Source organism: Streptacidiphilus carbonis (assembly GCF_000787775.1).
GTDB classification, from domain to species: domain Bacteria; phylum Actinomycetota; class Actinomycetes; order Streptomycetales; family Streptomycetaceae; genus Streptacidiphilus; species Streptacidiphilus carbonis.
In genome coordinates, this window is the sequence record NZ_BBPM01000011.1 from 34072 (window position 1) to 46074 (window position 12003).

Here is a 12003-nt window from a genome sequence, read left to right on the forward strand (position 1 = left end):
CGTCCATCGCGCGGCGCGCGCTGCGGGACGGCTGGCAGCCGCGCGGCGGCGACGCCTCGGCCGGGGCCGTCGCCGCCTCCGCCGCCGAGGGCGACCCGATCGCCCTCGCCGCCTTCGCGCGCGCCGCGCAGGCCCTCGCGGCCGGGATCGCGGCCACCGCGACCCTGGTCGAGCTGGACGTGGTGGTCATCGGCGGCGGTGTCGCCAAGTCCGGTGAGACTTTGTTCGCGCCGCTGCGCGAGGCCCTGCACGACTACGCCACGCTTCCGTTCGTCCGGCATCTGGAGCTGCGCCCCGCCGAGTTGGGAACGGACGCGGGCCTGGTCGGCGCGGCCGCGGCGGCGGCCCAGGAACTGGGGCTGGCGGGCTGGTTCTGACGCTGCGCCGGTTCGGGGGCACGCGCCCTCGACGGCCGCCTGTGGGCTCTGCGTACGATGCTCCGAGCAGTCGACGAGCGGGGGCAGAGTGATCGTCTGGGTCAACGGCGCATTCGGCGTGGGGAAGACCAGCACGGTGCGGGAACTGCAGGAGCTCCTTCCGGACAGCACGGAGTTCGACCCCGAGTCGGTGGGCGTCTACCTGCGGTATCTGCTGCCCGCGGAGGACTTCGCGTCGGTCGGCGACTTCCAGGACCTGGCCGCCTGGCGCAGCCTGGTCCCCGACGTCGCAGCCGCGCTGCTGGCGCAGCACCCGGGGACCCTGATCGTGCCGATGACCCTGCTGCGGCAGGACTACCGCGACGAGGTCTTCGGTGCGCTGGCCGCGCGGCGCATACCGGTGCACCATCTGCTGCTGCACGCCGAGGAAACGATCCTGCGGAAGCGGATCGAGGAGGACCAGGTGGAGCGGGGCGCCCGGCAGTGGCGGCTGGACCACCTCGACCGGTACCGCGAGGCCCTGGCCTGGCTGGAGCAGGACGCCGCCACCGTGGACACCACCGACCTGACGCCGCGGCAGGCCGCCGAGCGGGTCGCCGAACTGGTGCGGTCCGGGGCGGCCCGGTGCCCGATCGTCGAGCAGGTCGCCGGCGGCCGGGACACGGTGGCCGCGGCGGTGCTGTTCTTCGACGAGCAGGGGCGGGTGCTGCTGGTCGACCCGGTCTACAAGCCCGGCTGGGAGTTCCCCGGCGGGGTGGTGGAGGACGGCGAGTCGCCGCGGAGCGCGGCGGTGCGGGAGGTCGCCGAGGAGCTGGGCCTCGCCGTCCCGGCCTCGAGGCTGCGGCCGCTGCTCACCGACTGGGAGCCGCATCGCGGTCCCCGCTCGGGCGGGCTCCGGCTGGTGTTCGACGGCGGGGGGCTCAGCGCGGAGCAGCAGGCCCAGCTCGCCCTCCCCGAGGACGAGCTGCGCGACTGGCGGTTCATGGCCCGTGAGGAGTGGACCGCGCTGCTCCCGGCCAACAAGCGCGACCGCCTGGAGGCGGCCCTGCGGTGTCGCGCGGAGCGCTCCGTCGGCTACTTGGAGGCGGGGGACGCGGTCGAGGAACCGTGGCGCTGAACCAGGCTGTGTCGATGTGGGCGGCGCAGAAGGCGGAGAGACCGACGGGATCGCGCACGTCACTTCTCCGCGTTCGCCAGCTTTCGCAGCACCCGGCCCAGCCGCCGGGCGTAGCGGTGCTGGAACAGCGGCACCAGCGGTCCGGCCGCCCGGGTGTACCAGGCCGCCGGGCGGCTGAAGGCGGTGACGGTGAACCAGACCGCGCCGTCGTCGGCGAGCTCCACCAGGAACGACTCCTCGCCGCGCTCCGGATGGCCCTCCAGGGTGCCGTAGCCGAAGCCGAGACGGGCCGGCTCCTCCAGCGTCCACACCACCTCGCAGGGCGCGGCCAGCCCCACCCGGCCGAGTCCGAGCAGCACGCGGACCCGGACCCCGGGTGCGGCCCGGTCCGCCGAGGCGGTGACGCCCACTCCCGCGGCGCGGTGCATCCGCCAGGTCAGCACGGCCTCGCCGGCGGCGGCGAAGACGTCGGGACCGGTGCCCACCGGGGTGCGGTGCCGCAGCAGGGCGTAGCCGTCCGGCAGCGGCGCGCCCTCCAGGGTCGCGCCGACCTCGGGATAGGTGAAGTCGCTCATCGGGACGTGGCCTCCGCTTCCTGACGGGCTGTCGCACCGGACATATGCCCCGGCGGACCGTGCGGTAGTCAGCCCTCGCGGGCGTGCCCTGCGCCCCGGCCGCCCTGCGGGCCGGGGTGCCGGTTGTACCGGAGACGGGCGGGCCCGGCAGGATGGCCCTGTGCCCTTCACCTTCAGCCATCCCGCAGCCGTCCTGCCCCTGATCGGCGGAGGCCGCGGCCGCGGGCCGCTGATCGCCTCGGCCCTGGTCGCCGGGTCGCTCGCGCCGGACGTGCCGTTCTTCCTGGAGACCCTGCTGCCCGGGAGCCACGGTCTGGGCCGCTTCGCCCACCGGGCCTGGGGGGTGCCGACCCTGGACGTGGCGATCGCCGGCGCCCTGGCCGCGGGCTGGCACGGACTGCTGCGGGAACCGATGGTGGCGCTGCTGCCCGACCCCTGGGCGGACCGCGCCGACGCGCTCACCTCACCGCTGCGCAAACGCGGGTCCGAAGGCTGGGACCCGGCCGACGCGGTCTGGTTCGCGGTCTCGGCCGGCCTCGGCGCGTTCAGCCATGTCGGCTGGGACTCCTTCACGCACGGCGGCCGGGCCGGGGTGCGGCTGGTGCCCGCGCTGCGCCGGGAGATCGGCGGCATGCCGCTCTACCACGCGCTCCAGTGGAGCACCTCCGCCGTGGGCCTGGGCCTGGTCGCCGCCTCCGGGACCGCCGCGCTGCGGCAGCAGCGGACGCCGCAGCCGCGGTCCATCGTGCTGCGACCCTCCGTCAGAAGGGCTGCGCTGGCGGCCGTCGCGGTCGGCGCCTTCCTCGGCGCGGCCCACCGGACCGCCCGCGAGCTGCCGAAGTCCGCGGGCCGGCCGACCCCGGCCCACCTGGTCGCCGCCACCACCTTCGGCGGCGGGGCGGGGGCGGCGGCCGCCGCTGCGGCGGTGGCGCTGGCGGTTCGGCTGACGACCCGTCCGACCGGGACGCGGGCGGCTGGTGCGGGGTACCGCCGCCGTGCCCTCTAATATGAGGAAGTGTGACGCAGACGCAGCGCCCCAGCGGCGACCAGGCACCCAGCACCGACCCGTCGGCCACCGGCGTACCGAGCAGCGCTGAGCAGAGTCCTGGTGAGCACGGCACGGGCGAGCAGGGCATCGGCGAGCAGGTAATGGGCGAGCTCGGCGGCGTGTGGGACGTCGTGGTGGTCGGCGCGGGTCCGGCCGGCGCCTCCGCCGCCTACGAGGCGGCGTCGTCCATCGACGCGGACGGCCGTTCGCCGCGGGTGCTGCTGCTGGACAAGGCTGCCCCGCCCCGCTACAAGACCTGCGGCGGCGGCATCATCGGCCCCTCCCGGGACGCGCTGCCGCCCGGCTTCGTGCTGCCGCTCAAGGACCGCGTCCACGCCATCACCTTCGCACTGGACGGCCGGTTCCAGCGCACCCGCCGCTCCAAGAAGATGCTGTTCGGACTGGTCAACCGGGACGAGTTCGACCAGCGGCTGGTCCAGTGCGCGGAGAAGGCCGGCGCGGTCCCGGTCACCGGAGTGACCGTCACCGGCGTGGAGCAGAACGGCGACGAGGGCGTGCTGCTCACCCTGCAGGACGGCCGCACGGTGCGGGCCCTGGCCGTGGTCGGCGCCGACGGCAGCGCCGGTCGGATCGGCGCGCACGTCGGGGTCGCCTTCGACCAGGTCGACCTGGGGCTGGAGGCCGAGATCCCGGTCCCCGCCGAGGTCGCCGCGGCCTGGCGCGGCCGGGTGCTGCTGGACTGGGGCGGCGCCGTCCCCGGCTCCTACGGCTGGGTCTTCCCCAAGGGCGACAGCCTCACCGTCGGCGTCATCGCCGCCCGCGGCAGGGGCGCGGAGACCCGGGCCTACCTCAAGGACTTCATCGCCCGGCTGGGCCTGTCCGGCTTCACCCCCTCGATCGAGTCCGGCCACCTGACCCGCTGCCGCTCCGAGGACTCGCCGCTGGCCAAGGGCCGGGTGCTGGTGGCCGGCGACGCCGCCGGACTGCTGGAGCCGTGGACCCGCGAGGGCATCTCCTACGCGCTGCGCTCCGGACGGCTGGCCGGGCAGTGGGCGGCCAGGCTGGCCGCCGCGGCCGACCCGGTGGACGTGCGCCGGCAGGCCCTCAACTACGCCTTCGCGATCAAGGCGGACCTGGGCGAGGAGATGCGGATCGGCCGCAAGCTGATGACCGCGTTCGAGAGCCGCCCGCGGGCCTTCCACTTCGCCGCGCTGGGACTGCGCCCGGCCTGGCGGGCGTTCGCCCGGGTCACCCAGGGCCACACGACCTTCGCCGGGCTGGCCCGCTCGCACGGCCTGGGCCGCTCCACGATCGACCTGCTCACCCGCGGCTGAGCCCGCCGCGGCCCGTTCGGCGTACTCCCCGGGGAGTAGGGCGGCTGTCCGCCCCGGGGTGACGCCGCCGGGCGCCGTGATGACCTACGGTGACGGCATGGACCACCCCCGAGCCCGCAGGGCGCACCCGCGCTGGGAGGGCGGCGACCGCCGGCTGCCGTCGCGGGCCGTGCTGATCACTTCGGTGGGGCTGGCCGTGATCCAGGTGGCCGGGACGCACGCGGCCCAGCGCGGCCAGACGACGGCGCACCCGCTCGACGCGTTCGGCTACGCACTGCTGCTGCTCGGCCCGGCGGTGCTGCTGCTGCGCAACCGGCTGCCGGTGGTCGCCTGCGCCGGGACAGCCGCCATCGCGGTGGTCTACCTGCTGATCGGCTACCCGTACGGACCGGTCTTCCTGAGCGTGGTGGTCGGCTTCGTCAACGCGATCCTCGCCGGGCACCGCAGGGCCGCCTGGAGCTCGATCGGCGCGATCTACCTGGCCCATCTGCTGCTGACCGTCGTGACCGGGAAGCTGCACTGGGACGACGCCGGCCAGTGGGCCCGGGAGCTGGGGACCCTCGCCTGGCTGCTGCTGGTGGTGCTGGCCGCCGAGGTGGTCCGCAGCCGGATCGAGCAGCGCGAGCAGCGGCGCCAGGTGCGGGCCGAGCGCGAGCAGCGGGTCGCCGACGAGCAGCGCCTGGCCATCGCCCGGGAGCTGCACGACGTGCTGGCGCACAGCATCTCGCTGATCAACATCCAGGCCGGGGTGGCGCTGGAGCTGCTGGACGGCGACCCCGAGCAGGCCCGCACCGCGCTCACCACCATCAAGCAGACCAGCAAGGAGGCGCTGGGCGAGGTCCGTCAGGTGCTCGGCACCCTGCGCACCCCGGGCCGGTCCGACGCCGCCCCGCGCACACCGGCGCCGGGTCTGGCCCGGCTCGGCGAGCTGGTCGACCAGGCCCGCACCGCCGGGCTGGAGGTCGCCCTGCGCACCACCGGCACCCCCCGGGCGCTGCCGCAGGGCGTCGAACTCGCAGCCTTCCGGATCGTCCAGGAGGCGCTGACCAATGTCATCCGCCATTCCTCGGCCCGCACCGCGGAGGTCGGGCTCGCCTACACGGACGAGGCGCTGGTCCTCGACATCGAGGACCCCGGACCGCTGTCCGCCACCGGCGGCCCCCGAGCCGGAGGGTCCGGCAGCGGGCTGACCGGGATGCGCGAACGGGTCGCCGCCCTCGGCGGCAGCGTCAGCGCCGCCGCGTCGGGGGCGGGCTTCCGGGTCCATGCCGAACTGCCGTTGCACCGGTCCGCCGGGTCCGCCGGGTCCGCCGCCGTCGAGGAGATGCCATGATCCGCGTACTGCTGGCCGACGACCAGGTACTGGTCCGGGCCGGGTTCCGCTCGCTGCTGGACGCCCAGTCGGACATCGAGGTGGTGGCCGAGGCCGACGACGGCCTCGCGGCGGTCCGGCTGACCCGGGAACTGCGGCCGGACGTGGTGCTGATGGACATCCGCATGCCCGAGCAGGACGGGCTGGCGGCGACCCGGATGATCAGCGGGGACGCGGCGCTGACGGCAGTGAAGGTGGTGGTGCTGACCACCTTCGAGCTGGACGAGTACGTGTTCGAGGCGCTGCGGTCCGGCGCGGCCGGGTTCCTGGTCAAGGACACCGAACCGGCCGAACTGGTCCGCGCGGTGCGGGCGGTGCACGGCGGCGACGGGCTGCTGTCGCCGGGGGTCACCCGCCGGCTGATCTCGGAGTTCGCGGCCCGGTCCAAGGAGCCCGAGGGGTCCGCGGCGCTGGCGCGGCTGACCGAGCGGGAGCGGGAGGTGGTCGCGCTGGTCGGCCTGGGCCTGACCAACGACGAGATCGCGGGGCGGCTGGTGGTCAGCCCGCTCACCGCCAAGACGCACGTCAGCCGGGCGATGGTGAAGCTCGGGGCCCGGGACCGGGCCCAACTGGTCGTTCTCGCCTATGAGTCCGGGCTGGTCCGTCCGGGGTGGCTGGGGGGCTGACCGGGCCGTCCTCGGCTGCGGCGTGTGCCTGGTCGGCGGCGCAGGTCCCCGCGCCCCTGACGAATGGCAACTGGCTCGGTTGCAGCACCTCAGGGGCACGGGGAACTGCGCGGCCAACCAATTTCGGTCCGCGCCTTGGGAGCTACCCTCGCCCGTACCGGTGTTCCGGCCGCCGGAAGGAGACCGGCTACGGGAAGTACATCTACATCCGGTAGCCGGGTGCCGGGGTGCCGGGTCGGCAGCGCGGTAACGTCACCACGCAGCAGGCTCCCGCCACCCCTAGGAGAAGCCGATGAACGCCCCCGCCGAGCCGCTGGTCCGCTACCACGTGGACCGCGCCGTAGCGACCCTCACCCTGGACTCGCCGCGCAACCGCAACGCCCTCTCCGCCGCCCTGGTCGCCGAACTCGAACAGGGTCTGGCCGACGCCGCCAAGGACCCGTCCGTCCGCGCCGTGGTGCTCACCCACACCGGCAACACCTTCTGCGCAGGCGCCGACCTCTCCGAGGCCACCGACGGCGACCCGACCGCCAATCCGCGCCGGCTGGTGGCCGCGATGCGGGCGATCGTCGAGCTGCCCAAGCCGGTGGTCGCCCGGGTGGACGGCCATGTCCGGGCCGGGGGCCTCGGCCTGGTCGGTGCCTGCGACCTCGCCGTCGCCGGGCCCAAGGGCACCTTCGCCTTCACCGAGGTACGCCTCGGCCTGGCCCCGGCCGCGATCTCGCTGGCGCTGCTGCCCCGCCTGGACCCGCGCGGCGCGGCCCGCTGGTACCTCACCGGATCGGTCTTCGACTCCGCCGAGGCCCAGCGGATCGGGCTGCTGACCGAGGCCGCGGACGACACCGCGGCGGCGCTGGAACCGCTGCTGGAGGCGCTGCGGCTGGCCTCACCGCAGGGCCTCGCCGAGACCAAGCGCCTGGTCACCGCCGACGTCCTGCGCACCTTCTCCCGGGACGGCGAGTCCATGGTCGCCCAGTCGGCACTGCTCTTCGGCTCCGACGAGGCCCGCGAGGGCATGCGCGCCTTCCTGGAGCGCCGCCCGCCCACCTGGGCCGAATGACCCAACTGGGCCGAACGGCAGGCGATGCGAGGATGTCGGCCATGACGACGACCGTGCTCTCCAGCCTGACCGTGCCCTGGATCCCGCTGCCGCACCGGATGGACGTGGTCCGCGCCGCGTCCGTCCCCGACGGGTACGACGCCACCACGGCGTTCGTACTGGCGATCGACGCCAGGGGACGGACGCTGCTCACCCGGGTGGACCGGCACGGGCGCGGCTGGGAGGTGCCGGGCGGCCACCTGGACCCGGGGGAGTCGGTGCTGGACGCGGCGGTACGCGAACTGGCCGAGGAGGCGGGGCTGCTGGTGCGCCCGGAGCAGGTGGAGTTCGTCGGCGGGCAGCAGATCACCATCCTCGACACCCCGCCTGCCGACTACGCCTACCCGGCGCGGGCGTTCATGGCCTTCCACGTCGTCCGACTGGACCACCGCGGCCTGCCGACCGTTCCCGACCCCCGGTCGGAGTGCACCGAGGCGGAGTGGGTGGACCGGGAGGAGGTCGGACGGCGTTGCGGCGGGGCGGCCTGGCTCCCGCTGCACGAGTCGCTCTACTGACTCGCCGGTAACCCGGGAGGATCAAGCAGCGCCGTTCCGGTTACCGTGTCCGCATGCCGATGCCGAAATCCGCGTTCGCCGAGAAGATACGCGCCGCCGTGCGCTCCCGCGCCCGGCGGGCGGCGACGTCGCTGGTGCACCGGGGCTGGCAGTGGGTCCAGGAGGCGGGCTCGGTCAGTGCGGACCGACCCGGGCGGCTGCGGTTCGGCGCGATCGGCGAGTGCACCCGGCTGACCTTCCCGCTGGGCTCGGTCTTCAACGAGCAGTGGATCCATCTGGGCACGCACTGCATCATCGGCGAGGGCGTCTCCATGTCGGCGGGCTTCCTGCCCGGCCTGGACCTGGGTCCCGAGCCGATCGTGCGGATCGGCAACGGCTGCGTGATCGGCCGGGACAGCCACATCGTCGGCCACCACTCCATCACCTTCGGCGACGACGTATGGACCGGTCCCGGCGTCTACGTCACCGACGAGAACCACTCCTACGACGACCCGGATCTCCCGATCGGCAAGCAGTGGCCGCGGAACGAGGCGGTCTCCATCGGCTCGGGCAGCTGGATCGGCACCGGCGCGGTGATCCTGCCGGGCGCCACCATCGGCCGCAATGTCGTGGTCGCCGCCAACGCGGTGGTACGCGGAGCGGTGCCGGACCACAGCGTGGTCGCCGGCGCGCCGGCGCGGGTGGTCCGCCGGTTCACCCCTGCGGAGGGCTGGCAGCCGCCGATCCGCACGGTCGCCCCGAAGCCGATTCCTGCGGGCGTCACCCATGAGCAACTGGTCGCCCTCATCGGCTGGGACCTGCGGCTGCCCAAGGAGGAGCCGGACGCCGATCCTGTGGGGTAGCGCCGTTTTCGACTGCGGCGTGTGCCCGGCTCGTCGCGCAGTTCCCCGCGCCCCTGGGGAGGTGCGACTTGCTCACGGTGGGTCAGTTGCAGCCCCATAGGGGCGCGGGGAACTGCGCGACAACGCACTACGGTCCGCACTCGACGACTATTCGGACGCCGCCGAAGCCTGCCGAACGACGAGCGCCGCCACGCCGGCCAACCCGGCCAGCACCGCGACGGACACCAGCGCCGTCGGCAGACCGACCCCCTGGGCCAGGAAGCCGATGATCGGCGGCCCCAGCACCATCCCGCCGTAGCCCAGCATGGACGCCGTGGCCACGCCCTTGGGGCCGTTCAGGGCCCCGGCACGGTCGATCGCCAGCGGGAAGATGTTGGCCAGGCCCAACCCCACCAGCAGGAACCCGGCGAGGACCAGCGGCAGCCATGGGCTGAGCGCCGCGACCAGCATTCCGCCGCAGGCCACCCCCGCGCCGGTGACCAGCACCCGGGTCGGGCCGAAGCGCTCGACCAGCCGGGTGCCGCTGAGCCGCCCGGCGGTCATCGCCAGTGAGTACGCGGCGAAGCCGCCGGCCGCGACCGAGGCGGTGGCATGCAGGTCGGCGCTGAGGTGCAGGGTGCCCCAGTCGGCGAGGGCGCCCTCGCCGTAGGCGTCGCAGAGGGCCACCACGCCGAGCAGCAGCACCAGCAGCATCGGCCCGCGGACCGCGGCGGCGGACGGTGCGGCAGTGGACGGTGCGGCAGCGGACGCCGTCGGAGCCGGCTCCTCCTCCGGGACGGTGACCCGGTGCCGGATCAGCGGCACCCCCGCCAGCACTGTGACGACCAGTCCGAAGACGGCCATCAGGCCGAGGTGCCGGGCCGGCGAGAGCTGGGTCGCCAGCAGCCCGCCCAGACTCGCGCCGATCAGCCCGCCGAGGCTGTACGCGGCGTGGAAGGCGGGCATGACGGGGCGTCGGGCTGCGGCGATCAGGTCGACCGCGGCGCTGTTGATGCCGACGTTCATCGCGCCGTACCCCGCGCCGAAGAGCAGCAGCACCCCGCCGAGCGACCACACCGTGTGCGCCTGCGGCGGCAGGGCCACGGAGACGCAGAGCAGCACGGCGGAGGCGACGGTCACCGGGTGGTTGCCGAAGCGCAGGCAGAGCCGGCCGACCCCGGTCATCACCAGCACCGCGCCGGCCGAGACGCAGAGCAGGGCGAGCCCCAGCTCGCCCGGGGAGGCGTGCACGGCGGCCTTGATGGCCGGGATGCGGACCACCCAGCCGGCGAACAGGAAGCCGTCCAGGGCGAAGAAGGCGGTGAGCGCGATCCGGGCCGGAGGCCAGGCGGTGGCCCGGGCCGTGCCGGTAGCGGTGGTGTCAGGGGTGTCGGTGGTGCCGGAGCTGCTGGCAGATGTTTTGTTTATTTGCGGCACAAAGTCAGAATAGAAGGGTGCAGCCAACTCACACAAGTCCCGACCGGGGTCGCGCGGCCCTGGGCCCGGCGCTCTCCCTCGTCCACACCGGGGCGGCGCCGACCCGCTCCGTCCTGACCGGCGCGCTCGGCGTGACCCGGGCCACAGCCGGGGCGGTCACCGCCGAACTGCAGGCCCTGGGGTTGATCACGGTGGATGCCCGGCCTGCCGGCGGCACCCGGGGCCGGCCCTCGCACCGGCTAGCCGTCGACCCGTCAGGACCGGTGGTGCTGGCCGCCCAGATCCACGCCGACGGCTTCTCGGTGGCGCCGGCTACTCTCGGGGGAGTACTCGACGCGCCCGAGGACTTCCCGCTGCCGGAGCCGGCCACCCCCGAGCGGGTGCTGCGCGCCGTGGCCTGCGAGGCGGCCCGGCGGATCGCCGCAGACCCCCGCCGCTGCGTGGGCCTCGGCCTGGCCGTGCCCACCCCGGTGGCGCTGCCCGAGCGGGTGGCCGTCGCGGCGATGTACCTGGACTGGCCGTCCGGCACCCCGGTCGCCGACCTGCTCCGGCAGGAGGTCCTGGCGGCCGGCCTGGACCTGCCGGTGGACGTGGCCAACGACGCCAACCTGGCCGCTCTGGCCGAGCACCGGCACGGCGCCGGACGCGGCTCCCGGCACCTGCTCTACGTCACCTCGGGCCACCGGGGCGTGGGCGGCGCACTGGTGGTCGAGGGCCGGCTGCACACCGGCAGCGCGGGGCTGGCCCTGGAGGTCGGCCAGGTACTGGTGGACCCGGGCGGACGCCGCTGCCCCTGCGGGAGCCGCGGCTGCCTGGACGTCGAGGCCGATCCAAGCGCGTTGCTGGCTGCCGCCGGGCGCGAGGCCGACCCGGCGCGGCCGCTCTTCGAGCAGACCGACGCGATCCTCGCCGAGGCCGCGGCGGGGCAGCCGCAGGCCCGGGCCGCGGTGGAGCATGTCGCCGACCGGCTGGGGATCGGCATCGCCGGGGTGATCAACATCCTCAACCCGGACCGGGTGGTGCTCGGCGCCTTCCACAACTCGCTGCTCGCCGCGGTCCCCGAACGGCTGGCCCGGGTGGTCGCGGAACGCTCCTACTGGGGGCGGTGCGGCCGCATCCCGATCGCGGCGGCGGCGCTGGAACGCTCGGAGCTGGCCGGGGCTGCCGAACTGGCCTGGTCCCCGCTGCTCACCGACCCGCTGGCGGTGCTCGGGGAGTCGTAGCGGGTGCGGCTCGTGCATGGCTGGGCGCGCGGTTCCCCGCGCCCCTATCGGGCTGCAACTGAGCCAGTTGCACTCAGCCAGGGGCGCGGGGAACCGCGCGCCCAGCCAACTACGGTCCGCAGCCAGGGCAGAACCCGCACCCCGTACTCCGCAGGGAGCAGCGCAGGAGCCCGCCCCCGCAGGACGCCCCGGACCCCCTGTCAGGGGGACTCTCGGTAGTGCGCCGTCGCGTACCGCCGCGGCGCACGGATCGCAACCGAGGAGCCCGAGATGAACACAACCCTGCTGGCGGACGGATGGCACGGCGGCCCCGGGCCGTGGATCGTGCTGGTGCCGCTGTTCTGGATCACCGTCGTCTTCTTCGTCCGCAAGGTGGTCTTCGGCGGCCGCGGCTTCCGCGGACCGCGCCGCGAGTTCGGCCCCGGCTCCGGCTCGGGCTTCGCCCAGGGGTTCGGCCCGCGGCAGGCCCCGGCGCCCTCGCCGATCGACACCCTGAAC

Annotated in this window: 12 protein-coding genes and 1 pseudogene; 11 read left to right on the forward strand and 2 right to left on the reverse strand. The window is 74.8% G+C overall.

The features are described 5' to 3' along the window. The coding region (locus tag TR46_RS44150; protein WP_042397656.1) for an ROK family protein at nucleotides 1-377 on the forward strand (377 nt) is incomplete at its 5' end. 88 nt (nucleotides 378-465) lie between these two features. After that, complete coding sequence (locus TR46_RS10925; protein ID WP_042397659.1) at nucleotides 466-1494, forward strand: NUDIX hydrolase; 1029 nt, start codon at nucleotides 466-468, stop codon at nucleotides 1492-1494. 59 nt (nucleotides 1495-1553) lie between these two features. On the opposite strand, the gene TR46_RS10930 is transcribed toward TR46_RS10925, so the two are convergent. Next, nucleotides 1554-2069: a DUF1990 domain-containing protein gene (locus TR46_RS10930; RefSeq protein ID WP_042397662.1), complete on the reverse strand. Its 516-nt coding sequence runs from the start codon at nucleotides 2067-2069 to the stop codon at nucleotides 1554-1556. A gap of 160 nt (nucleotides 2070-2229) precedes the next feature. Here TR46_RS10930 and TR46_RS10935 point away from each other — a divergent pair, with 160 nt between their 5' ends. The 7 genes from TR46_RS10935 (at nucleotide 2230) to TR46_RS10965 (ending at nucleotide 8866) form a co-directional block, all read left to right on the forward strand. After that, nucleotides 2230-3075 (forward strand): DUF4184 family protein, encoded by an 846-nt coding sequence (locus TR46_RS10935; RefSeq protein ID WP_042397665.1) that lies wholly within the window; start codon nucleotides 2230-2232, stop codon nucleotides 3073-3075. Nucleotides 3076-3218: 143 nt separating this feature from the next. Further along, complete coding sequence (locus tag TR46_RS10940) at nucleotides 3219-4412, forward strand: geranylgeranyl reductase family protein (RefSeq protein ID WP_042398023.1); 1194 nt, start codon at nucleotides 3219-3221, stop codon at nucleotides 4410-4412. 97 nt (nucleotides 4413-4509) lie between these two features. Next, a complete protein-coding gene (locus tag TR46_RS10945) occupies nucleotides 4510-5745 on the forward strand; it encodes a sensor histidine kinase (protein ID WP_042398026.1) in 1236 nt (411 codons plus the stop codon). Next, nucleotides 5742-6410, forward strand: coding sequence for a response regulator transcription factor (locus TR46_RS10950; RefSeq protein ID WP_042397668.1), 669 nt, complete (start codon nucleotides 5742-5744; stop codon nucleotides 6408-6410). Before TR46_RS10945 ends, TR46_RS10950 begins: the two co-directional genes overlap by 4 nt. A gap of 292 nt (nucleotides 6411-6702) precedes the next feature. Then, the gene (locus TR46_RS10955; protein ID WP_042397672.1) at nucleotides 6703-7470 is read left to right on the forward strand and encodes an enoyl-CoA hydratase family protein; all 768 of its coding nucleotides are present in this window, start codon (nucleotides 6703-6705) and stop codon (nucleotides 7468-7470) included. 41 nt (nucleotides 7471-7511) lie between these two features. Further along, complete coding sequence (locus TR46_RS37820; RefSeq protein ID WP_052432705.1) at nucleotides 7512-8024, forward strand: NUDIX hydrolase; 513 nt, start codon at nucleotides 7512-7514, stop codon at nucleotides 8022-8024. Between the two features lie 53 nt (nucleotides 8025-8077). Beyond that, a complete protein-coding gene (locus TR46_RS10965) occupies nucleotides 8078-8866 on the forward strand; it encodes an acyltransferase (protein WP_084718274.1) in 789 nt (262 codons plus the stop codon). 147 nt (nucleotides 8867-9013) lie between these two features. Here the strand turns inward: TR46_RS10965 and TR46_RS10970 are convergent, their stop codons facing one another. Continuing rightward, the gene (locus TR46_RS10970; RefSeq protein ID WP_042397678.1) at nucleotides 9014-10282 is read right to left on the reverse strand and encodes an MFS transporter; all 1269 of its coding nucleotides are present in this window, start codon (nucleotides 10280-10282) and stop codon (nucleotides 9014-9016) included. Between TR46_RS10970 and TR46_RS10975 the strand changes: the two genes are divergently transcribed. Together TR46_RS10975 and TR46_RS42210 are read left to right on the forward strand one after the other, a co-directional pair. Continuing rightward, complete coding sequence (locus TR46_RS10975) at nucleotides 10261-11505, forward strand: ROK family protein (protein ID WP_042397681.1); 1245 nt, start codon at nucleotides 10261-10263, stop codon at nucleotides 11503-11505. The two genes, TR46_RS10970 and TR46_RS10975, sit on opposite strands and share 22 nt — an antisense overlap. Nucleotides 11506-11775: 270 nt before the next feature. Next, nucleotides 11776-12003 (forward strand): annotated as a pseudogene (locus tag TR46_RS42210) (hypothetical protein); the annotation flags it as partial.

Coding starts and splice junctions, on each gene's coding strand:
- TR46_RS10955 (WP_042397672.1), top strand. CDS start 6,703: ATGAACGCCCCCGCCGAGCCGCTGGTCCGCTACCACGTGGACCGCGCC.
- TR46_RS10950 (WP_042397668.1), top strand. CDS start 5,742: ATGATCCGCGTACTGCTGGCCGACGACCAGGTACTGGTCCGGGCCGGG.
- TR46_RS10945 (WP_042398026.1), top strand. CDS start 4,510: ATGGACCACCCCCGAGCCCGCAGGGCGCACCCGCGCTGGGAGGGCGGC.
- TR46_RS10930 (WP_042397662.1), bottom strand. CDS start 2,069: ATGAGCGACTTCACCTATCCCGAGGTCGGCGCGACCCTGGAGGGCGCG.
- TR46_RS37820 (WP_052432705.1), top strand. CDS start 7,512: ATGACGACGACCGTGCTCTCCAGCCTGACCGTGCCCTGGATCCCGCTG.
- TR46_RS10940 (WP_042398023.1), top strand. CDS start 3,219: ATGGGCGAGCTCGGCGGCGTGTGGGACGTCGTGGTGGTCGGCGCGGGT.
- TR46_RS10965 (WP_084718274.1), top strand. CDS start 8,078: ATGCCGATGCCGAAATCCGCGTTCGCCGAGAAGATACGCGCCGCCGTG.
- TR46_RS10975 (WP_042397681.1), top strand. CDS start 10,261: ATGTTTTGTTTATTTGCGGCACAAAGTCAGAATAGAAGGGTGCAGCCA.